Raw genomic sequence first — 25,049 nt, forward strand, 5'->3', positions numbered from 1 at the left:
ATTCACTAGGAATCATATCTCTTTTTTTCTATAATATACTTCTCTTATGAACAAAAGGGCAATGACAAAAAGGCATCCGAACAGGAACCATACGCTGACATGCGACAGGAATTCATGCTGAAATATTCCGGATGCAGGTTCGGCAAGTGCTGTCATGTTATCAGTGATCCCAGTTGAAGTAGGGAGTGCAGGTGTCTGGTTCCCAGCAGCTGTGTTCACGCCTTCTCTCAAAAGATCAGTTCCTGCATCGGTTCCATTTGGTGCAGATGATGCAAGCATCTCGGGGCTCGCACCATCAATAGGCAAACTATCTGAACTTAATGATTCGGTGGGCACATCGTAATCAGGGACATCTGATGAAACCATCTGCTCGTCAAAATCAACATCCATGGCAACATCATCTGCAGGTAGTTCGGCTTCGGTGAAACCTCCAGCTTCCATTTCTGGTATGTCCTGCTCCATTGCTTTTCCACTTTCTGCAAAAGTATCCACCATGGCTTCTTCAGTAGCAATATCCTTGCTCATACCTGCCATTGGTTCTTCATCAAACATTCGGGCAGTAGCAGCTTCCTGCGACATTGAGGGTCCGGCACCCATACTTAAGTTTCTTGTTATGGCCTCAAGTCCGGTGGCTGCAAAAACAGCACCTGCAACAAGTCCCAGGTATTTTTTCAGCATGCTTAAAATGGATGATCTGTCGCTTTTCATATTACCTGGGGCGACGACTATCAATTTTTGTACCGGTTCGTATATCTTTACTTCTCTTCCCTTGCGGCTCCACTTTGTCTGTTTGACCTTGATGAGGTCTGCTTCTATGAGTCCGTCAAGGTTGTACTTGACAGTTGTAAGCGGAAGTTCTAATGTTTCGGCCACGTCGCTTGCAGACATGGGTTTATCTGCAAGTATATCAAGCATTTTCATTGCTTTCTCATTGGAAAGTACCTGGGTGATCTTTTTAGATCCTTCTCCAAGGGGTACAATGAGCACTTTATCAGATCCTGTGTTTTCTTCGTTTTCTTGCATAAGGGTAGTATATAAAAAGGTGATTATATTGTTTCCTTAAGCTTCAAATCTGTTTGAAGTCTTCAGTATATGGGGTACAACTCGAAAAGTTAAAGAGTGGTGAGGACAATATGTGCTAAATTTCGGGGCCATATTTATGATTTCAAAAGAACGTATCATGGAAATAATCGGGAACTACGACCTTGACAATCTTTGTATTGCTACTGTATGCTCCCATTCAAGCCTTCAGATCTTTGACGGGGCAAGGAAGGAAGGCCTGAAAACAATAGGTATATGCGTGAAAAAGCCACCAAAATTCTATGATGCTTTTCCCAAAGCAAAGCCTGATGAGTTTATCGTAGTAGACAGTTATCAGGACATTCCCGGGATAGCCAGCGAACTGGTCGCAAAAAATGCGATAATAGTTCCCCACGGTTCATTCGTTGAATATCTGGGTTATGAAGAATTCGTTGAGCTTCCTGTTCCTACATTTGGTAACAGGGCAGTGCTGGAATGGGAATCTGACAGGGAAAAGGAGAGAGTCTGGCTTGAGGGTGCTGGCATCCATATGCCAAAAAAGATAGAACCAGAGGACATTGACGGGCCTGTGATGGTAAAGTATCATGGCGCAAAGGGTGGAAAAGGTTTCTTTGTCGCCAAGACATATGAAGAGTTCAAAGAACATGTGAATCTCGATGAGAAATATACAATTCAGGAGTTCATAACCGGTACCAGGTATTACCTGCATTTCTTCTATTCACCTTTGAGGGAAGAAGGTTACAAGCTCAGCGAGGGTATTCTCGAGATGCTCAGCATGGATCGCAGGGTGGAGTCCAATGCCGATGAGATTTTCAGGCTTGGTTCCCCAAGGGAACTGGAAGAAGCGGGCATACATCCCACATATGTTGTTACCGGAAACGTACCATTGGTAGCTAGGGAATCTCTTTTGCCATTGATCTTCGAGCTAGGAGAGAAAGTAGTCGAGCAGTCTCTGGAGTTATTCGGAGGAATGATCGGTCCTTTCTGTCTTGAGACTGTGGTAACCGATAATCTGGAAATAAAAGTCTTTGAGATATCTGCGAGAATTGTTGCAGGTACCAATCTCTATCTTACAGGTTCACCTTATTCTGATCTTGTAGAGCAGAATCTGTCCACTGGCAAGCGGATAGCTCAGGAGATCAGGGCTGCCATAGATTCCAAACAGCTTGATAAGATCCTATCATAATACAAGATAAGTCCATGAATATGCAGTAAATGCAGTTTTCATGGATTACTCGATCTTTTTTGCTTTCTTATTTTGTAACTATTCAGCCTACCACAATTAGCCTATTGATACTGATTTAATCAAAACGGAGATGTTTGCTCACTAACAACCTAAGAATCAAAAAAGCAATCAATGGCAACAATCAAAATTAATGATCCTAATAAAATGTAGGTCTCAACTTTTTGTCAAGATTGCTATTGATAGTGTTTTTATCAGGCTGAATAGTTACCTTATTTTTAAATATTTGAATTCGTTACTTTTTAGTCTGATCAACTGGTTTCTGCCAATTAAAAAAGCTTTTTGCTACTTAGTTATTGTATCAAAAGAAAAGAGGAATCTCACATAATGATGGTTTGGGTGAAGTTTGGGGAATGATACATTTAAGAATTAATGCATCAGAGGGGAATGATGTGATGACGGAGATTCCTCGTTCACCTACATATGTATAGACCTATATATATTTTGTTAATTTGTTTTGTTCCATCTTTTTATTTTTAAGTGTCTGCTGCAGTTCATTTTAATCTTTTAAAATAGTACATTTTACAATTTGGATGCAAATAAAAAATACTATATACTGTGGGTATATTTCTTTCTTTTACATGAAAAACTCTTTAAATGCAGGTGTTTCAAAACAGCAATACATCCTTGGTGGAAATGGTGAAGATGTTCTCCTTTATCTTGGGAGGTATCTTGCACGTGACAGGTCTTCAGGTTCCCATGTTTCCATGGATGTAAACCACCCTCATGCTGTATTCATTGCAGGGAAAAGGGGGTATGGTAAATCGTACACCATGGCAGTTCTTATGGAAGAACTGATGATGCTTCCTGATGGGATCAAAAGTAATGTTTCTTCTGTTGTCATTGATGCAATGGGAATTTTCTGGACACTTAGAAAGAGCAATGAGATACAAAAATCCACCGTTCATGAGTGGGATCTGGAAACAAAGGGTTTTGACATTGATATTTTCGTACCTGCAGAAAGTTTGAGAAGCTATGAAGAACGGTATATTGTAGTTAAACCGCTGTCCTTGCCAATATCACAAATGGACGGTCACGAGTGGTGTAAATTGTTTGGCATAGAGACTGTTTCTGCACCTGGTGTTCTGACCATCAGAATTATTGATGATCTAAAAAAGAATCTGACATTTTCCTTTGATGATATCATCGATCTGGTAATGGAGGATGAACGTTCTGATATAGTGACTAAAGGTGCTGTGGAAAACCATTTCAGAACTGCTATATCATGGGGTATATTCGCTGAAAAGGGTGAGGGAATTGAGGAAATGGTCAGGGGTGGCTCTACGTCTGTTATTGATGTAAGTACGATAAGAAGTGAGGTTGTAAGGTCTGCGCTGGTCAGTTCCATCGCCCGGAATATCTATCATCTCAGGCTTGAAGCCAGGCGTTCCTATGAGCGAATGATGATGGGGGATAAAAATGTTGAAAAAGGCATTCCCATGGTATGGTTGTTCATTGATGAGGCCCAGCAGTTCTTACCATCCCAGGGGAGTACTCTTGCTTCAGACGTCCTGTTGAATGAGTGGCTGAAGCAGGGACGTCAACCCGGTCTGTCATTGGTGCTCGCAACCCAGCGACCTTCTTCCATCCATCCTGATGTGCTTTCACAGTCAGATATTGTTATATGTCATCGTCTTACATCTCAGGATGATATCAGTGTTCTTGAGTCTGTCAGGCCAACCTACATGAAGGAAAACTTTGGTGATTCTATTATGAAAATGGGCTCTGAGAAAGGAGCAGCATTTGTTGTGGATGATAACACAGAAGCAGCTCACATAATCAGGATGAGACCACGTCTTAGCTGGCATGGCGGGGATGATCCGGCAATTATTTCCTGATTCTATCTTTTCCGTTTCTGCATAAATATGCCTGTATATTAGTGGAATAGTCAGAGAAGTTATATATTAATATAAAAGGTTCTTTATGCAGAACTAAGCAGTTATATGTTAATATAGAAGATCGACCGCAGGAAATTGTTTGTGGTGAACAGTAATTGTTCCAAAAACCGGAATTATTTATTCTGTGGTATTCTGTTTTTCATTATCTTCTGTAAACTTAAATCTTATACTGATAAGTGATTCGATGAAATCATACCAACGCAGGCAACAAAATATTGTAGATAGAATTGATTCTGAAGAACCTTTGACAAAATGGAAAGACTGGAAATGGCAGATCAGACATTGTGTCAGGGATATAGATACTTTTGAAACACTTCTCAACATCAAATTTGAAGCAGATGAAAGAGAAGCGCTTGAGAAGACGCTGGATACATTCCCGTTATCCATAACTCCTTACTACCTTTCGCTTATTGAAGTAGAAGATTTCAGGAATGATCCTATCTTCATGCAATCCTTTCCTTCACCTAAGGAATTAATCCTTTCCTGCGATGACATGAAAGATCCGTTAAGTGAAGATCACGACAGCCCCGTGCCGGGAATAACGCACAGATACCCTGACAGGGTGCTTCTTCATGTAAGCAATGTCTGTTCCATGTACTGCAGGCACTGTACTAGGAAAAGAAAAGTCGGGGATACGGATTCAGTTCCTGATAGGGATGAAGTTCAAAAAGGCCTTGATTATATCGCCACTCACTCCGAGGTCAGGGACGTACTTTTGTCAGGTGGGGATCCGTTCATGCTTTCGGATGATTACCTGGACTGGATACTTACGGAACTTCGCTCAATACCACATGTGGAAGTCATAAGAATTGGCACAAGGATGCCAGTGGTGCTGCCATACCGTGTAACCGACCAGCTTGTTGATGTATTGAAGAAGCATCATCCGGTCTGGGTAAATACCCATTTCAATCATCCACGTGAGGTAACTTTCTCTTCAAAGCAGGCCTTGAGAAAACTTGCAGATGCCGGTATACCCCTTGGGAACCAGACCGTTTTGCTCTCGGGAGTGAATGACTGTTATAGGATACTTAAGAGGCTCTTCCACAAACTCGTGGCAAACAGGGTTCGCCCTTACTACCTGTATCAGTGTGACCTGTCGGAAGGTCTGACCCATTTCAGGACTTCCGTTGGAAAGGGAATTGAGATCATGGAAAACCTTGTAGGCCATACCAGTGGCTTTGCGGTTCCAACTTATGTAATAGATGCTCCCGGTGGCGGTGGAAAGATCCCAGTCATGCCAAATTATCTTATTTCCTGGTCCACTAACAAAGTTATCCTGAGAAACTATGAGGGTGTGATCACTTCATATGCGGAACCGGATTCATATGAAGCTGTGTACTGTGACCGCAAGTGCGAGGGTTGCAAACTGCAGCTTAAACTTGATGATGCGCCGGAGTCAAAGTCGGTTGGAATTGCAAAACTCCTGTCGGATTATGACGAAACCCTCAGTCTGGTTCCGGGAGATACTGCAAGACTGGAGAGAAGGGACTTTGAGTGATCAGGTCGTAAAGCTCGCAGGTTCCCTGATACAACATGGTTCATTCAATGACCGTGTGTATCTAATGAAGCTTGTGACAGATGACTTTGAGCATTTGCCATCCGTCATTGAAGAAATTGCGCAGGAAAATAATTATTCTAAGATATTTTCAAAGATACCTGTATCTGCAAAGGAATACTTCCTGAGCAGAGGTCACGTCGAAGAAGCCCATATACCTGGTTTCTTCAATGGAGATGAAGATGCAAGTTTTATGGCAAAGTATCTTTCTCAGGCGCGTATGGAGGAACTGAATACTCAGGAGAATACTTCCGTTCTGAAGGCTGCTATCTCAAAGTTCAATGTTTCCAAAGATGTGAAACTTTCAGATGATGAACAATTCATTGTTTGCAGTGAAACGGACACGACGGAGATGGCCGATTTGTACAGACAGGTCTTCCCAAGTTATCCTTTTCCCATAAGTGATGCCACTTATTTGCTTAAGACAATGTCTGAAGATTTTGTTTATTTCGGAATAAGGAAACACGGCAAACTTGTTGCGGTGTCGTCATGTGAGATGGATATTGAGAACAGGAATGTAGAGATGACCGATTTTGCAACAGTTCCGGAATGTCGTGGCAAAGGTTATTCCCTATATCTGTTGGGTGAGATGGAAACGAATATGCGTGATACCGGAATCAAAACTGCATATACCATTGCAAGGGCCAGGTCATATGGTATGAATGCGGTTTTTTCACGTCATTCCTATATCTATGCCGGAACTCTTGTAAACAACACCAATATTTCCGGGGGTATAGAAAGTATGAATATATGGTACAAAAAGCTTTGATCACACGTAGTAGATGCTATCTTTGATATTTTTCGTAACTATTTCAACACTGTAGTTCTGCACGGGTATTTCTGAAAGGAGCTTGTCGCTGATGAAGTCTGTGAGTTCGTCTTCATCATCAAAAAGCCCGAATGCCTTAATAGAATACTGTCCTGTGGTCTGGTAAACCTTGATGAACTCTTCGATTGCATGCAGTTTTTTTATGCTCGCTCTCATCTTTTTTGGTTCCATTTCAAGATTGAATATGGCAAATGTCTTTTTCCCGAACTTCTTAGGGTTGAGTAGGACAACGTAGTTCTTTATGTAACCTTCATCTTCCAGCTTTTCCAGCCTGTACCTGACACCATTTTCACTGAGACCAACTTGCTTCGCAATCTCGGAAACCGGAGTTCTAGCACCTTTTTGAAGGATAGAAAGAATGACTTGATCCTTTTTGCTGACCATCTGCTTAAACTTGGGTTTGTTACTACTAATGATTTTTCGTTATGGAATGCTCTTGCACCATTTATTGTTAACTTTTAGTAATATGTATGCAACTCTCTATTTCCAGTAGTATTATTTAGGATGATTGTATCTATGGTATGGTTTCAACTTAGCTTATAATCAAATAATCAATATCCGGTGTTAATATGAAAGGAAGAGTATGGAAATTCGGAGATGACGTCGACACGGATGCTGTTATACCTGGCAGATATCTTATTCTCAATACGCCTGAAGAACTTGCAGCACACACCTTTGAAGGTGTCAGGCCGGAGTTCGCAAAAGAGGTAAATGAAGGCGACATCATCGTCGCAGGTAACAATTTCGGTTGCGGTTCTTCAAGGGAACATGCCCCAATCGCATTGAAAGGTACAAAGATAAGCTGTGTGATTGCTAAGTCATTTGCACGTATCTTTTTCAGGAATTCTATCAACATCGGTGTGGCACTTCTTGAGTGCCCGGAGACCGATAAGATCTCCGACGGTGATGAGCTTGATGTTGATTTCGCAACAGGTGTTATTACAAACCTGACAAAGGATGAAAAATACCAGGCAACACCCCTTCCCGATTTTGTGAGGGGTATCATGGATTCAGGCGGTTTGATAGAGTATATACGCAGGATCATCTGAAATCTTTCTTATGATCCGATAAAAAATGATTATTACAGGAGAATAACATGACCCAGTATAAAATACCCGTAATACCCGGAGACGGTATCGGACCTGAGATCATTGCAGAAGGTCGTAAGGTCATCGATGCTGCAGGTGAGAAGTTCGGTTTTGACGTTGAATGGGTAGAGTTCCCACACGGTGCTGACCACTATCTTGAAACAGGTGAGCTTATTTCGGAAGATTCACTGAAGGAGCTTTCACAGTATTCTGCTATTTATCTTGGTTCTATAGGAGATGACAGGATCGCACCGGGTGTACTTGAGAAAGGTATCCTGCTTTCTGCGAGATTCTACTTTGACCAGTACGTCAACCTGCGTCCGATCAAGCTTCTGGATGGCGTATGGTGTCCTCTCAAGGACAAGACCCCTGAAGACATTGATTTTGTTGTTGTCAGGGAGAACACTGAGGACTTCTATATCGGCATAGGCGGACGTGCAAAGTCAGGCGCAAGCAAAGATCTGCTTGAGGTCAACAGGACACTCTACAATGCAAAGTTCGGTCTTGACATCGAGACTGACAGTGAGGAAATCGGATACCAGATAGGTATGATCTCAAAGGAAGGTACACAAAGGGTGCTTGAATACTCCTTCGACCTTGCTGAAAAGAGGAACAAGCATGTTTCATCAGTTGACAAGGCAAACGTCCTTTCGGATATCTACGGATTCTGGAGAGAGGAGTTTAATGCTGTCGCAGGGAAACATCCTGATGTAAAGACGGACTTCAACTTCGTTGATGCAATTACCATGTGGTTTGTGAAGAATCCTGAGTGGTTCGATGTGGTTGTAACACCTAACATGTTCGGTGACATCATTACAGACCTTGGTGCAATGGTTCAGGGTGGACTTGGACTGGCTCCCGGAGGAAACATCAATCCTGAAGGTACCAGCATGTTTGAGCCTATACACGGTTCAGCTCCTAAATACAAGGGACAGAATAAGGTCAACCCGATAGCAACTATCTGGGCAGGTGCCATGCTTATTGAACAGATTGGAGAAAAGGAAGCAGCAGATTCCATTGTATCTGCAATCGAGACAAATATTCTCGAAGCTAAAGTCCAGACCTATGATATGGGTGGCTCAGCAGGTACATCCGATGTCGGTGACGACATTGCCAGGATAGTACTGGGCAAATAATTACTTCTTGTGCATCCATTTAGGATGCATTTTCTTATATTTTTCTTGATTTTGCATTTATATATGATATTAGTTTCATTTTGAATATATTGTACAAATATTTTAGGGGATTCTCTCATTTTATTCCTCTAATTATTATTTTTCAATTTATTTGGTACATTATTATTTAATCATATGGATAAATGAATGTTCTCTCCCGTGCTGTCGATGACTTTATGAACAATGGTAAAATTGTCACAAATACTACTCAATTGCACGTAACTGCTGCAATTTGATATTATTTTATCCAAATCAGAGGGATGATCAAGTGTCTCAGGAAAAAACTATAAAGCAACTCATAGAGAAAGCAAGGAATTCGGTTCTGGATTTTGATGAGAAGGGCGCAGAGGATGTCTCCAGGGATGCTCTGGAAATGGGTGTGGATATCAATGAGTTTATTGAGAAGGGATTTATAGAAGGCATGAAAGCGATCGGGGACATGGTTGAAGAGGGAAATGCATGTCTCCTTCATATTTTTGCAGCATCCAGTGCTATGAAAGCAGGTCTGTCCGTTCTTGAGGACTGTGAGCACTGCAAAAAAGCAAATGATAGTACGGTAATAGAACTTATCAATGAAGGCCACAGGGATGAAAAGATAGATGTTCTCGAAACAATGTTCAGGATAAACGGCTATGATGTCGTAGAGATTCCGGATAATGTTCCAATAGTCGATTTTATTGAACAGGACAGGGGATTTGTTGACATTCCCAGTTCATGCAAAGAAGAACTCATGGCAACACTTGCAGCCAATCCTAAAGTAACGACTTTTCAGCTGTGTGATATGAGAAACAATACTATTTGTTAATTTCTTGTAACTATTCAGCCTGATAAAAACGCTATCAATAACAATCTTGACAAAAAGTTGAAACGTAAATTTCATTAGGATCATTTATTTTGATTGTTGCTATTGATTGCTTTTTTGATTGTTAGATTGTTAGTGAGCAGACATCTCTATTTCGATGAAATCAGTACCAATAGGCAAATCGTGCCAGGCTGAATAGTTACAATTTCTTTTTTATTCTTTTTTGCGTGTATATCATCATAATGATGGTGATTATATTGTTTGGAATAGATATTCTTATATATTTGAAATCTCACCCTTAAGTATGAAGTTATGGCTTAAATGGGCCTGTATTCTAAAATGCTTTAATAATTGACCTTTCACTAAAGGAGTGTGACCTCGTATGGCAAAAACAATTGCAGAACTGGAAAATGACCTTGATGTCATGAACGAGATGTTTCGTAAATATATAAAAATCTCTTTAAATTATCAAACACAGATTAATAACGCTGAAATTCCTGATGATCAGCGTAATGCCCTGATGGAAAAACTTGCAGTTGAAAATGCGAAGGTTCAAAAAGCAAAAGAGCAAATGCAAAAGTTCGAGCAGACCCTTGAATCTCTCAAAACGTCCAATCAGAAACTAAAAGAGGTTGCTTCCTGTCAGGAAACACCCAAAGAATCGTCAGAATATCTTGTGGCTTATATGTAAAAAGCCACAAATTGTATTTTCAATAAAATTTAACCAATTATTCTGGTTCCAAGATAAACTTCTTTTTTATCTTCGTTATTCTCACTTTCCTGCATGATCACATTCAGGACATTTTGGGCATCACTGCCATCCATGACAATTGTCTCAAGGTTGCAACGTTCGATTATTTTTGCAGCCAGAGGATCTACCGGTGATTTGGAGCCGGCTTTCATTTCCGTGACCATCACAGTCTTGACAAGCTCCTTAGGTGTCATGGTCTCATACTTCACCGCATCAGGATGCTGTCTCGGATCTGCAGTATATACGCCGTCTACAGCAGTAGCAATTACAAGCAGGTCCGCTTTCAGGTATTCGGCAAGTATTGCTGAAACAGCATCTGTTGTCTGGCCGGGGATAACTCCTCCCATTACAACTATCTTACCGGAAGACAATGCATCTTCAGCCTGTATATAGTCATGTGGTGTTCTTGGATATGCGGCATCACCAAGCGCAGATATCAATAGTTTTGCGTTCAGCCGCGTTATGTCGATTCCAATGTAATCACATTCTACTTCATTTGAACCTGTGCTACGTGCTACATTGATATAATCCCGTGCAGCAACCCCCCCACCGGTGACAACGACTAAATCATGCTCTTTTGAAATTTCTTTAAGTGCATCTGCATAAGCCAGAAAACTTTCCGGCTTCAGTTCCTTTGCTAGAATAGATCCGCCTACTGATAAAACGACCAACATAATAATCTCTCTAGTCGTTCTGTTTTGATTTTAAAAGTAACGCTATGGATAAGATTGCAATAGCTCCCATAATTGAAGAAAAGCCGGGGACAAGTGTTGATATTGACAATGGTGACTTGTTCAGGGTCATACTTTCACTATGAAGCGCATTGCCGTTGTAAAGTCCGAAGACTTTAATGTCGTCTCCTATTCCGAGGTCAGTAGATCCATAATAATAAATTTTTAAGGCGTTATCTTCTTTGTCCACAATGTTGACGATATATCTCCCCATACTCATTTCACGACTTGATACATTCCCAACAACGGTCATGTATCGTCCATTATGGGCAGCTGGTTCAATGGAAATGCTACTAATATTAACAAGTCCCATATCCTCAATTGGATAATGGAGTACATATGTGGGTATTAAAGTGCTTTCTCTTATCGGTTCATATCTGAATTCCCCGGTGACCATGGTTTGATCACTCACATTGAACCCATCAAAAAGTTCAATTTTCGATATGTCGATCCTCAATGAATCCGATTCATCAGTAAGGGTTGCAGATTGCTTAGTCAATTCTGAAATATTTCCTATGACGCTTATCTTGCGATAAGCCATCGTACTATCATAGGCTGTGGGGTCTTCCTTTATTATGGTAAGGGGCACAATTTCCAGTTCGAACATTGATGCATATGTGCTTGTGACAGTACAACTGAGTAACAGTATTGCCATGAATATCGTTCTTATCGTACTGCCAGTTAGCATTATATCGCCTGTTTACAGTTTTCCCAATTTGTGAAGTAATTCGGCATTGAGCACGCTGGCTCCGGCTGCTCCACGAATGGTGTTATGTCCCATAACGGTGTAGCGTATGCCTTCTCTTATGCGGCCTACTGAGATTCCCATTCCATTGCCCATATTTCTGTCAAGGCGTGGCTGTGGCCTGTCCGGTTCATCTCTTACGGTAATGACTGGATTAGGTTCAGTTGGAAGGTCTCCAAGTCCGGGATTGAAATTGGTGAATGCTTCCTTTACCTGCTCTGGAGTTGGGTTCTGTGTCATCTTTGCCCATATGTTCTCGGTGTGTCCATCCATTACAGGTACTCTGTTACAGGAGGCACTTACCTTGATGTCCGCATCTATTATTTCTGCACCGTCAAATTCTCCGAGGAGTTTAAGTGGTTCGGTTTCCACTTTCTCTTCTTCACCGCCAATGTATGGAACAACGTTATCAAGTATTGCCATTGAAGCGATTCCATCATACCCTGCACCGGATATTGCCTGCATGGTGGCAACTGTGACGGATTCAAGCCCGAACTGCATAAGTGGTTTGAGTGTTGGGACCATGACAATTGTAGAACAGTTTGGGTTTGTTACAATGTAACCATCCCATCCGCGTTTATCCTGCTGTACATCAATGAGTCCAAGGTGGTCTGCATTGACTTCCGGAATCACAAGAGGAACATCTTTTTCCATCCTGTATGCAGATGCATTACTTGCAACAGCGAATCCTTCCTTTGCAAACTCAGCCTCAACTGTTTCTGCGTAGTCGGATGGCAGTGCTGAGAATACAACATCAGCATCAACTTTCTTTGCGTCTACCGGCACAACTTTCATGTCCTTGACAGAGTCCGGAAGTTTGCTTTCAAGTCTCCAGTTTGCTGCTTTTTCGTATGTCTTGCCTGCGCTTCTTTCTGATGCTGCAAGTGCTGTTATTTCGAACCAAGGGTGGTTTTCAAGTGCCTGGATGAATCTCTGACCGACAGCACCTGTTGCCCCCAAAATACCTGCTTTGATTACTTCTGGCATGAGTCTCCCTCTGGAATAAAAAAAGAATAAAAAATAGGATATTTCGGAATAAGCTAATCGCTTATTCCATAGCTATTGCGTCTGTTGGGCACACATCGACACATGCACCACAGTCCAGACACTCGTCTGCATCTACGACTGCAATGTTGTCGCCGTTCAAGACGATTGCGTCTGCTGGACACTCATCTATGCATGCTCCACAACCGACACATTCGCTGACAGTAATAATTGCTACCATTTGTTTTACGCTCCTTTGCATTGCATAACAATGCGTATTCGTTTTTATAGATACATACTATATAATAGTAGGCTTCTACACCCTATCATAACACAAGTGGGATAAAAAGCTATCGTTATCAACCTTAAATCGAGGAGCTCGTGCTCTTATTACTTCATTCATTGGTTCTTTAATATGCCTATGGACGCTGGTATTTTTAATTTGTGTTGTATTATACTGGTGATGAATATATTAGGGCAATTAAGATTAATTTATATAGTCAGTATCAAAATTACGCCCATGGAAAAACAAATTTTGATTTTCAGATGGCATACGGAAGGTGTGTCGCCTGTGATAGGAGTTATACTGATGCTTTTTCTGACAATACTATTGGCAGGCATCACAGTCTCTTCAGTGTATGGCGGGGATGCTGCATTGTCCTTAAGCAAAGCTCCTATGGCTTTAATTGAGGTGGAATATGTGGAAGGTGGTGTTCGAAATTATCCTACTTATGTACAATACAAAGAGAACTTCCTATATCTGGAACATATGGTTGGTGATCCTTTGCAGATTGGTTCCACTAAGATCATAATATCCGGTGAGGGGAGTAGTTATGAGGGTGTTGTCCCACATGGGACACGGCATTATGGTGAAGTTTCCATAAATTATGCTTCTCTTCTGTTTGAAGGAAAGAAATCCGTATATGCTTCAAGGAATCCGGATATTTCAGATGGTGCTTGGTCTGCAGGTGAGAAATTGATTCTGAATGGTGATGATGCTATCAACGGTAGCATATTTTCTACAGTATCAGTGGACATAAATGGGGTGCCAAATACTGCAAATCATTATGGGTTGAAGGAGGACAGCATGGTCACTATCAAGATATTCGACAAGGAGTCCCAGTGTATTATCTCGGAATTTGAATGTGTGGTCACTCCGGTAGATTGATGCTCCATAGTATCAAAACCGTTTAAGTAATGTGAGCTCATAGGGGTAGTGCAATGAGTGCTAAAAGCGGTTACATGAGGTACTTCCCTAAGACTGCCTGCTATCCCAATCAGCAGGATGCCATGGATAAGATACATGCTGCACTGATGAATCAGGATATCATCCTTTTTGAGGGTGCATGTGGCACGGGTAAGACTCTCAGTGCACTTGCTCCCTCCTTGCATGTGGGAAAGCAGCTTCAGAAAACCGTTATCATTGCTACAAATGTGCACCAGCAGATGGTGCAGTTTATTAATGAAGCTCGTGAGATCAAGCAATCCAATGATGTAAAAGTTGCTGTTGTCAAGGGTAAAACTACCATGTGTCCTAATGGGGTTGACTATGACGAATGTTCCCTGAAAAGAGAAAACACTTTTGAGATGCTTGAGCTTGAACGCGAAATTGCTCTGAAAAAGCAGGAAATGAAGTCTGCAAATGAAAATTACAAACGTTCCCGTGATCCCGCACTGATTGCTTTGCGTGATGCTCTAGCAAAGGAACTGGATGTTGCGGAAGAGAAAATCAAGGATGTCAGGAATCGTTCCTGCAGTTATCTATATGAGGTCCTGCGTAGCGACAGTGAGTCTTTCAGACAGTGGCTCTTTGCGGATGTGCGCACACCTGAAGAAGTCAATGACTATGCTTTCCAGAAGGGTATGTGCGGCTACGAGCTGCTTAAACGTGAACTTAAACATGCTGACTTTGTCATATGCAATTATCACCATGTACTTAATAGTGACATCTTTTCGACAGTTCTGAACTGGCTGGAAAAGGAACCTCAGGATGTCATTACTATTTTCGACGAGGCCCACAATATAGAATCTGCGGCAAGGTCACACTCTTCGCTTACAATTACAGAACATACTATCGAAAAAGCAATCTCCGAGATAGAAGCCAATCTGGATCAGATGCCTGATGGCGGTTCGCATAATCTCTTCAAGATACTCCTGAACCTGATGCAGGATACATATAATTCCCGTTTTAAGTTCGGTGAACGTGAAAGGGTTGGAAAGAACTGGTACGACATGCGCATAAGTGATCCTTATGAACGTAATGATATGATTGCCGGTAAGTTCCTGAGACTTGCAAAGGAAGCCGGATTCGGGGATGAAGAAGGAATACAAACGACACTCTCCGAGGCAAGTGCTTTTGGTTCGATGCTTGATGACAATTATCGTGAACAGTACAAGAAGGGCCTGAGCAAGATACTGAAGCGTTCCCATATTCGGTATGCTGCAGATTTTCTTTCTTCTTACCTTGTGCTCTCGAACAACCCGAATTATTATCCTATCCTGAACGTAAGACGGGACATGGACAATGAGATATACGGCCGTCTGGAGCTGTTTACATGCATCCCGAAAAACGTCACTGAGCCACTTTTCGATTCTGTTTTCTCGGCCATACTCATGTCGGCAACCTTGAGGCCTTTTGATATGATAAAATCAACTCTGGGAATTGGCAGACCTACTTGCGAGATTGCTTATGCAACATCATTCCCCGAAGACAAACGTCTGACACTATCAGTTTCAGTTCCGCCTTTGTTTGCAAAGACCAGAGATGATCCCCAGACATTACAGGCTGTAGAAGAGGTCTTGTTTGATGCTGTGGAGAACACCCAGGGAAATGTTATCATCTTCTTCCAGAGTTATTTCGAAGCAAAGCGTTATTATGGTAAACTAGATGCGAATTTCAATATCCCTGTTTTCCTTGATGAGGTGGGCGTGTCTTCCCAGGAAGTAAGGGAGGATTTCTTCCGCATAGGTGAAGAAGGCGGTAAAGCGGTGCTGATATCCTATCTATGGGGTACTCTTAGTGAGGGAATCGATTACCGTGACGGAAGAGGCAGGACTGTTATCATCGTAGGTGTCGGATACCCGGCTCTCAATGACCGGATGAATGCGGTTGAGTCTGCCTACGACCATACTTTTGGATATGGTGCCGGCTGGGAGTATGCCGTGCAGGTGCCGACAGTCCGAAAGATACGGCAGGCAATGGGAAGGGTTGTACGCTCTCCTATGGACTATGGTGTAAGGATTTTGCTTGATGGTCGCTTTCTTACAGATGCACCCGATAAGTTTGGCAAATTTTCAGTATTCGAAGCTTTTCCTCCGGAAGAGAGAGAAGAGTTTGTTGATGTCGAACCGGATAGGGTAAAATATTCTCTTATGAATTTTTTCCAGGATAACACAGAATCCCAATGATTTCTATGGCTATGGTTTTTACATAGTTCCGATATTTTATAGAGCATGCTTCTTTATGTTTTGAATATTCTTTTTTAACTGGTAAGTGATATTACTAATGAAAGTCCATTATTATTAAAGGGGTTTTAACATGGCACTTGAAGATCTGATGAAAGAAGTATCCGCAGAACTGGAAAGACTTGTGAACACAAAAACCGTTATCGGAGATCCTACTACTTTCGGAGATACGACTATTATTCCTGTCACCAAAGTTTCCTTTGGTTTTGGAAGTGGTGGCGGTGAAGGCAAAAGAACTGATAAGGAAGAAGGATTTGGTGGAGGAGGCGGTGCAGGTGCAAAGATTGAACCTGTAGCATTCATTGTAGTTTCACCAGAGGGCACACGCCTGCTGTCTTTATCCGGTCATACCGATTTTGGCAAGATACTTGAGTCTGTTCCGGGACTGATCGAGAAGGTCAGGTCTATGAAGAAAAAATCAAAGAAAGATGAGAGCTGTCAGGATGATTCAGAACCCTGCGAAGGGACAGATGAGTCTTCTGAAGACTGATCTTTCTATTTTTATTTATTGTCCTGGCGGGGAGCAGCCATGTTATCTGTCTTAATGGTGATACTGCTTCTTATCGTGCTTGTTGTACTTGTATTTTTACTTATTCTCTTTACTGCTATTGATATTGTTTTTGAAGCACAGGGCTCCGGCAGTGATATAGAACACAGGGTCTCCGTGCACTGGCTACTGTTTTCCTATTGCATCAGTCCGACAGACGACAAAGAAAACGAATTTGGTTCAAAAGGTGATCAATATTCTTCAATTTCTGGGGTTGATGTTCCTGAGGGTAAAGGGTTGGATAAGAAAACAGTCAAGAGGGAAGTTAAGGGTGGCAAAAAAGAACCTTCTAAGTCCAAAAAATCAAAGGACATATCTTTTTCAGAGATATTACAGGCTTTCAGGCAACTGAGGTCACCTGCAATCAGGTTGTTGCAGGGAACAATCCATGCCATCAGGATACCATATGCAAGGGTCAATATGGTGTTTGGTTTTCCTGATCCTGCATATACAGGAATTGCATGTGGTTATGTCCATGCGTTGAAGGGTTATTTTGCCTGTCACTCTGATAATCTGAAAATGCAACTGGAGCCGGATTTTATTGACAGCAGGCTGGACTTTGACATGAAAGGATCTGTGAGGATTCGGTTGTATCGTTTTATTCTTGTGATCCTGTTCTTTGTTCTGGATAGGAATGTGCTGCGTTTTTCATGGCAGTTTTTTATTAACAGGTATTCTAAAAAGTCAAGTGTTAATCTTTAATAGTATGTGTCACTGATACTTCATGACATGATTACTATTAAGTCCCCATCAAGGCTCCATCTCACTCTTATTGATATGAATGCCAGTCTTGGCAGAGTGGATGGTGGCACAGGTATTTCTCTGGCATCACCCCATGTTGTGATCAGTGCAGAGAAGTCCGATACGATTGAAGTGGTGGGTGATTCGTTCCTCGGGGAAAGGATGGAGAATGCTGTGAGGCAAGTCCTTCCTGAAGGTGAGGGTATTAATCTTAAGATTGAAGAAGATATGCTGGCACATGTCGGTTTTGGTTCTGGTACACAGGCAGCGTTATCTGCGGCTGCTGCTGTTAATGAGTTGTATGATCTCGGGATGAGTGTGCGTGATCTCGCCATTGCAGTGGGACGTGGTGGTACTTCGGGAATTGGTGTAGCATCCTTTGAATCAGGTGGTTTTATTGTTGATGGAGGGCACCGATTTTCCGATAAGGGCTCTTTCTCTCCTTCTTCAGCAAGCAGAGCTGATCCGGCACCGGTAATTTTCCGACATGATTTTCCGGATTGGAATATTGTTCTTGCTCTTCCTGATACCCAGGGTGCCCATGATGCAAAAGAGGTTGACATTTTCCGCAAGGTATGTCCCATACCTCTGAATGAGGTTCAGGAAGTTTCTCATATTATTCTTATGAAAATGATGCCTTCAATAATTGAAAATGATATTGAGTCATTTGGCCATGCCGTTAATCACATACAAAGTCTGGGTTTTAAGAGACATGAAGTGAAGCTGCAGCATCAGGCTGTGAGGGATGTGATGGCACTGATGCAGGAATCCGGTGCATATGGAGCGGGTATGAGTTCCTTCGGGCCTGCAGTCTATGGAATTGTGGACAATAAGGAGGATGCTGCTTATGTTATGGAAGACGTACAGGATCATCTTGACAGGACTATCGGTGGCAGGGTCATAGTAACAAAGGCAAACAATTCAGGTGCAGATATAAGGAGGGTGTGATATGGAATTCACTACATGGTTTGGAAAACTTCAGCTGGATACTGAGGGTGAGGTAGAGGATTGTAAGCTGTTTGATAAGGATCCGGAAAAGCTGGCTGAACTTGTCTTCGAGTCACAGGAGAATGTGCAGGATGTTCCGCTTAAGCGTCCTGATCTCCGTAAGGCTGCTCTGGAGTCTGGTTTTGTAGAACTGGATGAGGATTATGACATCCTGCTGAGGGATGTCTGTATCAGGGCAGCTAAAAGCCAGATATCCAGTACAGATACCGATGATGTACGTATCGTGCATGCAGTTGAGGCGCTTGATGATATTGATAAGAATGTAAATGAGCTCAGTGAGCGCCTGCTGGAATGGTATGGTGTCTATTTCCCGGAACTGGGGCTTACCGGAGAGCCACTGGCAAGATTTGTGCTGGCCTTTGGTTCACGTGCTAATGTGCCTGAAGACCATGCGCTATTTGAAAAGGCATCAAAGTCAATGGGAGCAGAACTCTCTTTTGCAGATGAGGAACTGTTGAGAGCTTTTGCTTCAAACCTATGCAGTCTGTATGATACCCGCAGGCAGATTGAAAGTTATATTGTAACAGGTATGGGCTCCCTGGCACCAAACCTTACAGACATTGCCGGGGGTCTTCTGGGAGCCAGGCTCATAAGCATTGCAGGAAGCCTGCAGAGACTTGCAAGTTTTCCTTCCAGTACCGTGCAGGTAATAGGTGCTAACAGGGCACTGTTTAAGCATTTACGTTCAAACACGCCGTCGCCCAAACACGGTATCATATTCAATAACATCATCATCAAAAACGCACCCTGGTGGCAGAGAGGTAAACTTGCAAGAGCTTTTGCCTCGAAGATAAGCCTGGCTGCGAGGACTGACTTTTATACCGGTGAAAAGGATCCTTCCATCAAGGAAGAACTTGAGAAGAAACTGGAACATATCAGGAATACTAATCCAAATCCGCCAAAGAGGGAACCAAAGCCCCAGTCAAAGGGCAAGGGCGGTAAAAAAACACATAGATGCAAGAGGAAAGGCGGTAAGCGCTGATGTCAGTTAAAGAGTTATATCGCGGTATCTATGAATTGGATATCGACGACAGGAAGGTACTTGCTACCAGAAATCTCATGCCGGGTATCAGTGTTTACGGCGAGCGTCTCATAGAAGAGGAGGGTGAAGAGTACCGTCTCTGGGACCCAAGCCGTAGTAAGCTTGGAGCTATGGCATTGAAGAAATTTGAGATTCCTCTTACATACGATTCCACTGTATTATATCTTGGTGCAGCCTCGGGTACAACCGTGAGTCATGTTTCGGATATACTCCGGGACGGCCTGGTCTACGCAGTCGAATTTTCTCCCCGTACCATGCGTGATCTTATCCAGCTCTGTGACCAGCGCCCAAACATCATCCCTATACTTGCGGACGCCAACAAACCCCAATCATATGCACACATTGTTGAAAAAGTGGATGTTATCTTCCAAGATGTTGCCCAGCCCAACCAGGCAGAGATCGCAGCTATCAACTCGAAATATTTCCTTGAAGAGAATGGTCATTTGATGCTTTCCATCAAGTCAAGGAGTATCGACACCGTAGCCAGTCCCAAAAAGATATTCAAGGACGAGGTTCGCAAATTAGAGACCGACTTTGACGTGGAATTTGAGGTGCTGCAGAGAAAAGAACTTGAGCCGTTCCATGAGGACCATTTGGGTTTAGTGGCTCAGATGTTTGTGGATGAAGATTGAAGTAAGCTGTATGTAAATAAGGTTTTTTGGATTTAGTGCCTGTGCAGCCATACGCCGCAGGCGGCACATTCCATTATCAGCAATAATCTGTAACACATAAGCAATAACGGCAATTTTAAATATGTTTCATTCCAGCATCCATTTCCAGATGGGCGTCACAATTATTTTTCTGCCATTCATTTTAATCTCATCTTCGCTGTCATCGGTGAGGATGAGGCCTTCTTTTAATTTGTAGGCTTTTAAGGCTTCCAACAGTCCTTCAATCTCTCTTTTTCTGGTATCTGGATTTTCAAGGCTCTGCGTGACCTGGATTGCTTCTCTTATGTTGTAGCCGTCCCTTATGACAAAATCACATTCTTTTTTATCTCTGTGATAGTAGACTTCTTCGTTTCTTCTTTTGAGTTCCATGAACACAATGTTCTCAAGGATTCTTCCGTAGTCTTCGGATGTCCTGAATCCCAGTATCTTTGCTATGGCAGTATCCACGAAGTAGACTTTTTTGCTGGAGTAAACCTGTTTTTTAAGGGAAGCAGAGAATTTTGGTACAAGAAAAGCGAGATAGCTGTTCTCGAGGTACTCGAAGTATTCCTTTACTGTTGTTGCACTGGAAAGTCCAGTGAGCTTTTTGATATTGTTGTAACTGATCTCCTTTGCGATATTAGATGCTGCAAAGTAAGCTGTTGTTTTCAATGCCTTTTCATCTTTGAGATTGTATCTTGCAACTATATCTCTGTAGATTATGTTCTCATACAGTGTCTTGATATAGAGCTCATCCCGGTTTTTCACAAATTCCGGTATTCCTCCAGTTTCAATATACTCATTGAAGTGTTTCTTGATCGTACTCTTTTCAACGGTTGTAAGTACGTTTGACGAAGGCAGCTCATATTTTTTGAAATCGAGAAATTCCTTGAACGAATAAGGATACAATGAATAGCTAAGATGCCTGCCAGTCAGATGAGTTCCCATTTCCCGACTCAGCATACTTGCATTTGAACCTGTGACATATATCTTTTTTCCACCGTCATGCAGCCGTCTGACAAATCTCTCCCAACCCGGTATATTCTGTATCTCATCAAAAAAGGTAACTATTCAGCCTACCACAATTAGCCTATTGATACTGATTTAATCAAAACGGAGATGTTTGCTCACTAACAACCTAAGAATCAAAAAAGCAATCAATGGCAACAATCAAAATTAATGATCCTAATAAAATGTAGGTCTCAACTTTTTGTCAAGATTGCTATTGATAGTGTTTTTATCAGGCTGAATAGTTACCAAAAAAGTAAGTATTTCTTTCACCATAAAGCTCGAGAAGAATCTCCTGCATCATCTGGAAATCTTCAATTGTAAAATCAAATAACCTCTCATCGTCAAAGTTCACAAAATAACTCTCATGAAGATTCTCCTTCCTAACCTCTTCCATAAGCGTTGATTTCCTAACTTTACGAAGTCCTGCCACTATAACGATAAGATCTGACTTCTTACCTTTAACCTCATCCAACAACTCTCTTTTAACCAGTTCTTTCACATCTTTGATCTGATCGTTCTGTTCTTTCAACAGAATTTTTAGTTTATCTTTGTCCATACTTTTTGTTTGGAGGTGGTTGTTTATATACATTTGGTTTGGTAAACCAAATAAACACATGTTTATTACAATTAGTAAACCAAATATGATGTGGGCATAGTTGCCATTTCAAAAAAGATGTTCAAGGAAGAGTTTTGAAAACTTGAAAGCGACTTTGATATTGAATTCCAGGTACTGCAAAGAAAAGAGCTTGACCCATTCCACGAGGATCATTTAGGTTTGGTGGCACGGATTTTTGTGGATGAAGATTGAGGTTTAGTTCTCTTCTTCACTAAATATTTCACTATATTTAGTTTTTAAATTTGTGTGAGTTAGATATGATTTCTTTATTATATCTTCTATTTTTAATATTTTTGCTTCTTTTTGAATTTCATTAACTGCATGTATTATTATTTCCGATATGATTTTTTGCTTTTTGTTAATAGCTTTTTCTCCCATCGTTTCTAAAGTGTCTAATACTATAATAGTTGCATTTAGTAGATTATAGTTATTAACTAAACATTTATTACTTAAGAGATACAACTATTTTTCATGGCTAAACCAGAACAAATTCTGATAGAGCATCATCTTTCATTAGAGGAATTGCTTAAACATATTAAGTCGTTAGAGAAAGATACAAGAGTTCTACAACGTTTGTATTTTGTTAAACACCGTTATGAAGGTGCTTCAGTTAATGAAGCGGCTAAACTTGTAGGGATATCAAAACCCGTTGCATATCAATGGCAAGAACGGTGGAATCAAGACGGATATAAAGGTTTGAAACCCAGGTTTTCAGGAGGTTGCCCTTCAAAACTCACTAATGACCAAAAAGAAAAACTAAAGACCATGTTACATGAGCGTGATGACTGGTCAACAAAAGCAGTTCAGGAACTCATATATAATGAGTTTAAAGTTCAATACACCATTAAGCAAATATTAGTCATCTTGAAAAAGTTTGGCATGCATCATGGCAAACCCTATACACATGATCATCGAAGACCAGAAGACGCAGAAGACCGTTTAAAAAAAACTTACCATTAATCGATGATGGTTGCGTTATCGGCTTTCTTGATGAATCATCTCCACAAACAACATCAAATACAGTTCGTTTATGGTCTTTCAATAAACCTGTTATCTTCAAAAACACAACCAGGCTAAAAGCAAACTCCTTCGGGTTTTATGCATTGAATGGTAATTCAGTTATAAATTTTAAGGAACATTCAACCAAAGAAGATGTATGTTCATTTCTGTCAACTGTAAAAAACAGTAACATAGGAAAAAGAATTGTAATCATTCTCGACAATTTTAGATCACATCGAGCAAAAGATACATTGGATTTTGCACAGGCAAATGACATCGAATTGGTCTATTTACCTCCATATTCGCCAGACTTGAATCCAATAGAATTCATCTGGAAGAGCGTCAAAAGAATAATTTCTTGTAATTTTGTGAAAGATCTTGACCATATGAAAAATCTGATTGCTGAGACGTTTATTAGTTGTTCATCAAAGATTAGTTTCGCAAGAAAATGGGTAACTATTCAGCCTACCACAATTAGCCTATTGATACTGATTTAATCAAAACGGAGATGTTTGCTCACTAACAACCTAAGAATCAAAAAAGCAATCAATGGCAACAATCAAAATTAATGATCCTAATAAAATGTAGGTCTCAACTTTTTGTCAAGATTGCTATTGATAGTGTTTTTATCAGGCTGAATAGTTACGTATTTTCTTTTATTGATTTTAGCCCATTTCTTACGGTTTCGTTATCCTTTTTTTCTAAAGAGGAGTTTATAATGTCAACAATAGGCTGAATTGGATCATTCTCTTCAATTTTCCCATCCTCTTCCAAAGATTTGAGAATTTTATTCTTTGTAATATCCGCCGCCAACAATTTAATCACAGTCGAAGGCTTCAACAAATCAAGAGTCTTCAACATATACGGCACCAGACAAATGAAAGCAAAGAACCCCATAAAATAAGCAGTGAAAATGGCGCCCTCCGTATAATTACTCAAAACACCAAGCCCGATGATCTTAATCAGTCCCAGTCCGTAGAAGATGGTAATAATGTAGATGCTCAGAAGTATCCACATATCGGGTTTTCTTTTGTAAACATCGATGACCCTTGCGGAATAGGATTGGGCTGCAAGCTGCACGGCTACAAGGCTTAGTGTGATCACCAATGCGATGACGGCTGCGAGACTCTGGACTAGGGCGCTGAGGAGATAACGCTCGTTATCGAAGTTGATGTTGTTGTTTGGAAAGGTGAAATCAGGAAAAATGAACTCGAATATGCCGAAAATGAATGTGAATACTAAGGCTATGCTAGCGAATATCGAAAGATAGAACAGTGTCCTGTTTATCCATGCAGGTCGGTCAAAGAAATCTGCTAATTCATTACATTTCTCTTTCAGTTTATTAGGTAGCATGCCCACATAAAAATAAACAGTTTCAATAAATAAAACAGTATCGAAGTAATCTTTTTGACAGTGCCCTATTGAAAAACTGCTTCATTTAAGTTCTTCAAGGATTTGATGCATTTTTTCTTTTAGCTCAGGCAGATCATGCTGGACTATGTCCCACGTGAGTTGGAGATCAACACCAAAATATCCGTGGATAAGCTTGTCTCTGGTTCTTGCCATTTCACTCCACGGTACATCAGGATACTGTACTTTAAAGTCTTCAGGGATGTTTTTTGATGCTTCGCCTATAATCTCTATTCTTCTGATAGTTGCATCCTGAAGTTGAATATCTTCCAGAAAATCTTCTTTAGTTCTGCTATTAGTGAAGTCCTCTATCTTGTCGATAGAATCCACTATGTGCATCAAAAAGACTTCAGGGTCTTTCATAGTATCTTCACTTCTTCTTTGAGGATTCGTTCTTTGATAAGCGGGCTTATGGAATCATAGGTGACAACTTCGATTTTCCTGTTTGATTTCTTTTCAAGTTCCAGTTCTAACCTTGCGAGATCAAAAAGGCTTTTTCTGTCTTTAAAACGAACAAGAATATCGATATCACTATCTTCTCTTGCCTCGTTCCTGGCAAATGAACCGAAGATGCCAGCTTTATCAACGTCATTCTTGATAAGTATTGGAACAATTGTCTGTTTGTACTTGTTGATTTGATTCTCTGTTATTTTGTCAAAACTCATATTCATAACTCTATTAGTTATCATTCTTATTAAGTTTCATGTAGGAGTTCTTT

At 41.1% G+C, this 25,049-nt stretch carries 27 protein-coding genes and 1 pseudogene; 16 read left to right on the plus strand and 12 right to left on the minus strand.

The window, feature by feature from the left end; translation table 11 throughout:
- Positions 1-12: 12 nt before the first annotated feature.
- Positions 13-1,023: an ArsR/SmtB family transcription factor gene (locus V7O67_RS02765; RefSeq protein ID WP_406670772.1), complete on the minus strand. Its 1,011-nt coding sequence runs from the start codon at positions 1,021-1,023 to the stop codon at positions 13-15.
- 136 nt (positions 1,024-1,159) lie between these two features.
- On the opposite strand from V7O67_RS02765, the gene V7O67_RS02770 reads away from it, so the two are divergent.
- The 4 genes from V7O67_RS02770 to ablB all read left to right on the plus strand — a co-directional run bounded on the left by V7O67_RS02770 (position 1,160) and on the right by ablB (position 6,506).
- Entirely contained in the window at positions 1,160-2,227 is a 1,068-nt protein-coding gene (locus tag V7O67_RS02770) for a formate--phosphoribosylaminoimidazolecarboxamide ligase (protein WP_406670774.1), read from the plus strand.
- 638 nt (positions 2,228-2,865) lie between these two features.
- Complete coding sequence (locus tag V7O67_RS02775; protein WP_342306336.1) at positions 2,866-4,122, plus strand: ATP-binding protein; 1,257 nt, start codon at positions 2,866-2,868, stop codon at positions 4,120-4,122.
- A 244-nt stretch (positions 4,123-4,366) separates the two neighbouring features.
- Positions 4,367-5,680, plus strand: coding sequence for a lysine 2,3-aminomutase (gene ablA / locus V7O67_RS02780; protein WP_406670776.1), 1,314 nt, complete (start codon positions 4,367-4,369; stop codon positions 5,678-5,680).
- The gene (gene ablB / locus V7O67_RS02785; protein WP_406670778.1) at positions 5,673-6,506 is read left to right on the plus strand and encodes a putative beta-lysine N-acetyltransferase; all 834 of its coding nucleotides are present in this window, start codon (positions 5,673-5,675) and stop codon (positions 6,504-6,506) included. Before ablA ends, ablB begins: the two co-directional genes overlap by 8 nt.
- On the opposite strand, the gene V7O67_RS02790 is transcribed toward ablB, so the two are convergent.
- Positions 6,507-6,950: an Lrp/AsnC family transcriptional regulator gene (locus V7O67_RS02790; protein ID WP_406670780.1), complete on the minus strand. Its 444-nt coding sequence runs from the start codon at positions 6,948-6,950 to the stop codon at positions 6,507-6,509.
- A 185-nt stretch (positions 6,951-7,135) separates the two neighbouring features.
- On the opposite strand from V7O67_RS02790, the gene V7O67_RS02795 reads away from it, so the two are divergent.
- The 4 genes from V7O67_RS02795 (at position 7,136) to V7O67_RS02810 (ending at position 10,322) form a co-directional block, all read left to right on the plus strand.
- Positions 7,136-7,615 (plus strand): 3-isopropylmalate dehydratase small subunit, encoded by a 480-nt coding sequence (locus tag V7O67_RS02795; RefSeq protein WP_406656181.1) that lies wholly within the window; start codon positions 7,136-7,138, stop codon positions 7,613-7,615.
- 47 nt (positions 7,616-7,662) lie between these two features.
- Positions 7,663-8,790: an isocitrate/isopropylmalate dehydrogenase family protein gene (locus tag V7O67_RS02800; RefSeq protein WP_406656182.1), complete on the plus strand. Its 1,128-nt coding sequence runs from the start codon at positions 7,663-7,665 to the stop codon at positions 8,788-8,790.
- A 307-nt stretch (positions 8,791-9,097) separates the two neighbouring features.
- Complete coding sequence (locus tag V7O67_RS02805; protein ID WP_342306327.1) at positions 9,098-9,634, plus strand: B12-binding domain-containing protein; 537 nt, start codon at positions 9,098-9,100, stop codon at positions 9,632-9,634.
- A gap of 379 nt (positions 9,635-10,013) precedes the next feature.
- The gene (locus V7O67_RS02810) at positions 10,014-10,322 is read left to right on the plus strand and encodes a hypothetical protein (protein WP_342306326.1); all 309 of its coding nucleotides are present in this window, start codon (positions 10,014-10,016) and stop codon (positions 10,320-10,322) included.
- Between the two features lie 29 nt (positions 10,323-10,351).
- Here V7O67_RS02810 and pyrH read toward each other — a convergent pair whose 3' ends face one another.
- From pyrH to V7O67_RS02830, 4 genes are all read right to left on the minus strand, one after another.
- On the minus strand, positions 10,352-11,056 hold the full coding sequence (gene pyrH / locus V7O67_RS02815; RefSeq protein WP_406670783.1) for a UMP kinase: 705 nt from the start codon (positions 11,054-11,056) through the stop codon (positions 10,352-10,354).
- Positions 11,057-11,066: 10 nt separating this feature from the next.
- A complete protein-coding gene (locus V7O67_RS02820; protein WP_342306324.1) occupies positions 11,067-11,801 on the minus strand; it encodes a hypothetical protein in 735 nt (244 codons plus the stop codon).
- Between the two features lie 12 nt (positions 11,802-11,813).
- On the minus strand, positions 11,814-12,845 hold the full coding sequence (gene asd / locus V7O67_RS02825) for an aspartate-semialdehyde dehydrogenase (protein ID WP_342306323.1): 1,032 nt from the start codon (positions 12,843-12,845) through the stop codon (positions 11,814-11,816).
- Between the two features lie 61 nt (positions 12,846-12,906).
- Entirely contained in the window at positions 12,907-13,083 is a 177-nt protein-coding gene (locus tag V7O67_RS02830) for a DUF362 domain-containing protein (RefSeq protein WP_406656186.1), read from the minus strand.
- Between the two features lie 279 nt (positions 13,084-13,362).
- Between V7O67_RS02830 and V7O67_RS02835 the strand changes: the two genes are divergently transcribed.
- The 7 genes from V7O67_RS02835 to V7O67_RS02865 all read left to right on the plus strand — a co-directional run bounded on the left by V7O67_RS02835 (position 13,363) and on the right by V7O67_RS02865 (position 20,277).
- Positions 13,363-14,010 (plus strand): type IV pilin N-terminal domain-containing protein, encoded by a 648-nt coding sequence (locus tag V7O67_RS02835; RefSeq protein WP_406670785.1) that lies wholly within the window; start codon positions 13,363-13,365, stop codon positions 14,008-14,010.
- Between the two features lie 53 nt (positions 14,011-14,063).
- Complete coding sequence (locus V7O67_RS02840; RefSeq protein ID WP_406670787.1) at positions 14,064-16,250, plus strand: ATP-dependent DNA helicase; 2,187 nt, start codon at positions 14,064-14,066, stop codon at positions 16,248-16,250.
- Between the two features lie 130 nt (positions 16,251-16,380).
- Entirely contained in the window at positions 16,381-16,797 is a 417-nt protein-coding gene (locus tag V7O67_RS02845) for a GerW family sporulation protein (RefSeq protein ID WP_406670788.1), read from the plus strand.
- Positions 16,798-16,836: 39 nt separating this feature from the next.
- Positions 16,837-17,556 carry a DUF2953 domain-containing protein gene (locus V7O67_RS02850; RefSeq protein ID WP_342306318.1) on the plus strand — a complete coding sequence of 240 codons (720 nt, stop codon included), beginning with the start codon at positions 16,837-16,839 and terminating at the stop codon, positions 17,554-17,556.
- Between the two features lie 27 nt (positions 17,557-17,583).
- Complete coding sequence (locus V7O67_RS02855) at positions 17,584-18,543, plus strand: beta-ribofuranosylaminobenzene 5'-phosphate synthase (RefSeq protein ID WP_406670790.1); 960 nt, start codon at positions 17,584-17,586, stop codon at positions 18,541-18,543.
- Position 18,544: 1 nt separating this feature from the next.
- Positions 18,545-19,585, plus strand: a complete 1,041-nt coding sequence (locus tag V7O67_RS02860) for an NOP5/NOP56 family protein (protein ID WP_406670792.1) — start codon at positions 18,545-18,547, stop codon at positions 19,583-19,585.
- Positions 19,582-20,277, plus strand: a complete 696-nt coding sequence (locus tag V7O67_RS02865) for a fibrillarin-like rRNA/tRNA 2'-O-methyltransferase (protein WP_406671415.1) — start codon at positions 19,582-19,584, stop codon at positions 20,275-20,277. Before V7O67_RS02860 ends, V7O67_RS02865 begins: the two co-directional genes overlap by 4 nt.
- 126 nt (positions 20,278-20,403) lie before the next feature.
- Here the strand turns inward: V7O67_RS02865 and V7O67_RS02870 are convergent, their stop codons facing one another.
- The 3 genes from V7O67_RS02870 to V7O67_RS02880 form a co-directional block, all read right to left on the minus strand.
- Positions 20,404-21,366, minus strand: a complete 963-nt coding sequence (locus V7O67_RS02870; protein ID WP_342306422.1) for an ATP-binding protein — start codon at positions 21,364-21,366, stop codon at positions 20,404-20,406.
- Positions 21,367-21,535: 169 nt separating this feature from the next.
- A complete protein-coding gene (locus V7O67_RS02875; protein ID WP_406670794.1) occupies positions 21,536-21,862 on the minus strand; it encodes an AAA family ATPase in 327 nt (108 codons plus the stop codon).
- A gap of 255 nt (positions 21,863-22,117) precedes the next feature.
- Positions 22,118-22,300, minus strand: coding sequence for a hypothetical protein (locus tag V7O67_RS02880; protein ID WP_342306314.1), 183 nt, complete (start codon positions 22,298-22,300; stop codon positions 22,118-22,120).
- 93 nt (positions 22,301-22,393) lie between these two features.
- On the opposite strand from V7O67_RS02880, the pseudogene V7O67_RS02885 reads away from it, so the two are divergent.
- A pseudogene (locus V7O67_RS02885) lies at positions 22,394-23,418 on the plus strand (IS630 family transposase).
- A 145-nt stretch (positions 23,419-23,563) separates the two neighbouring features.
- Here V7O67_RS02885 and V7O67_RS02890 read toward each other — a convergent pair.
- The 3 genes from V7O67_RS02890 to V7O67_RS02900 form a co-directional block, all read right to left on the minus strand.
- Positions 23,564-24,274, minus strand: a complete 711-nt coding sequence (locus tag V7O67_RS02890) for a DUF2254 family protein (protein WP_406670796.1) — start codon at positions 24,272-24,274, stop codon at positions 23,564-23,566.
- An 81-nt stretch (positions 24,275-24,355) separates the two neighbouring features.
- Positions 24,356-24,694: a DUF86 domain-containing protein gene (locus V7O67_RS02895; protein WP_342306312.1), complete on the minus strand. Its 339-nt coding sequence runs from the start codon at positions 24,692-24,694 to the stop codon at positions 24,356-24,358.
- A complete protein-coding gene (locus V7O67_RS02900; protein ID WP_342306311.1) occupies positions 24,691-24,996 on the minus strand; it encodes a nucleotidyltransferase family protein in 306 nt (101 codons plus the stop codon). Before V7O67_RS02900 ends, V7O67_RS02895 begins: the two co-directional genes overlap by 4 nt.
- Positions 24,997-25,049 lie beyond the last annotated feature (53 nt).

This window comes from Methanolobus sp. ZRKC4, assembly GCF_045291305.1.
Classification (GTDB): Archaea; Halobacteriota; Methanosarcinia; order Methanosarcinales; family Methanosarcinaceae; genus Methanolobus.

Bases quoted from the DNA above. Each gene is read 5' to 3' on its own strand.
- V7O67_RS02810 (WP_342306326.1), top strand. From the start codon at position 10,014: ATGGCAAAAACAATTGCAGAACTGGAAAATGACCTTGATGTCATGAAC.
- V7O67_RS02860 (WP_406670792.1), top strand. From the start codon at position 18,545: ATGGAATTCACTACATGGTTTGGAAAACTTCAGCTGGATACTGAGGGT.
- V7O67_RS02855 (WP_406670790.1), top strand. From the start codon at position 17,584: ATGATTACTATTAAGTCCCCATCAAGGCTCCATCTCACTCTTATTGAT.
- V7O67_RS02795 (WP_406656181.1), top strand. From the start codon at position 7,136: ATGAAAGGAAGAGTATGGAAATTCGGAGATGACGTCGACACGGATGCT.
- V7O67_RS02820 (WP_342306324.1), bottom strand. From the start codon at position 11,801: ATGCTAACTGGCAGTACGATAAGAACGATATTCATGGCAATACTGTTA.
- V7O67_RS02880 (WP_342306314.1), bottom strand. From the start codon at position 22,300: ATGGGAGAAAAAGCTATTAACAAAAAGCAAAAAATCATATCGGAAATA.
- V7O67_RS02835 (WP_406670785.1), top strand. From the start codon at position 13,363: ATGGAAAAACAAATTTTGATTTTCAGATGGCATACGGAAGGTGTGTCG.
- V7O67_RS02830 (WP_406656186.1), bottom strand. From the start codon at position 13,083: ATGGTAGCAATTATTACTGTCAGCGAATGTGTCGGTTGTGGAGCATGC.
- V7O67_RS02895 (WP_342306312.1), bottom strand. From the start codon at position 24,694: ATGAAAGACCCTGAAGTCTTTTTGATGCACATAGTGGATTCTATCGAC.
- V7O67_RS02800 (WP_406656182.1), top strand. From the start codon at position 7,663: ATGACCCAGTATAAAATACCCGTAATACCCGGAGACGGTATCGGACCT.
- V7O67_RS02845 (WP_406670788.1), top strand. From the start codon at position 16,381: ATGGCACTTGAAGATCTGATGAAAGAAGTATCCGCAGAACTGGAAAGA.
- V7O67_RS02790 (WP_406670780.1), bottom strand. From the start codon at position 6,950: ATGGTCAGCAAAAAGGATCAAGTCATTCTTTCTATCCTTCAAAAAGGT.
- V7O67_RS02900 (WP_342306311.1), bottom strand. From the start codon at position 24,996: ATGAGTTTTGACAAAATAACAGAGAATCAAATCAACAAGTACAAACAG.
- V7O67_RS02775 (WP_342306336.1), top strand. From the start codon at position 2,866: ATGAAAAACTCTTTAAATGCAGGTGTTTCAAAACAGCAATACATCCTT.
- V7O67_RS02875 (WP_406670794.1), bottom strand. From the start codon at position 21,862: ATGGACAAAGATAAACTAAAAATTCTGTTGAAAGAACAGAACGATCAG.
- V7O67_RS02765 (WP_406670772.1), bottom strand. From the start codon at position 1,023: ATGCAAGAAAACGAAGAAAACACAGGATCTGATAAAGTGCTCATTGTA.
- V7O67_RS02770 (WP_406670774.1), top strand. From the start codon at position 1,160: ATGATTTCAAAAGAACGTATCATGGAAATAATCGGGAACTACGACCTT.
- V7O67_RS02850 (WP_342306318.1), top strand. From the start codon at position 16,837: ATGTTATCTGTCTTAATGGTGATACTGCTTCTTATCGTGCTTGTTGTA.
- V7O67_RS02890 (WP_406670796.1), bottom strand. From the start codon at position 24,274: ATGCTACCTAATAAACTGAAAGAGAAATGTAATGAATTAGCAGATTTC.
- V7O67_RS02840 (WP_406670787.1), top strand. From the start codon at position 14,064: ATGAGTGCTAAAAGCGGTTACATGAGGTACTTCCCTAAGACTGCCTGC.
- ablA (WP_406670776.1), top strand. From the start codon at position 4,367: ATGAAATCATACCAACGCAGGCAACAAAATATTGTAGATAGAATTGAT.
- asd (WP_342306323.1), bottom strand. From the start codon at position 12,845: ATGCCAGAAGTAATCAAAGCAGGTATTTTGGGGGCAACAGGTGCTGTC.
- pyrH (WP_406670783.1), bottom strand. From the start codon at position 11,056: ATGTTGGTCGTTTTATCAGTAGGCGGATCTATTCTAGCAAAGGAACTG.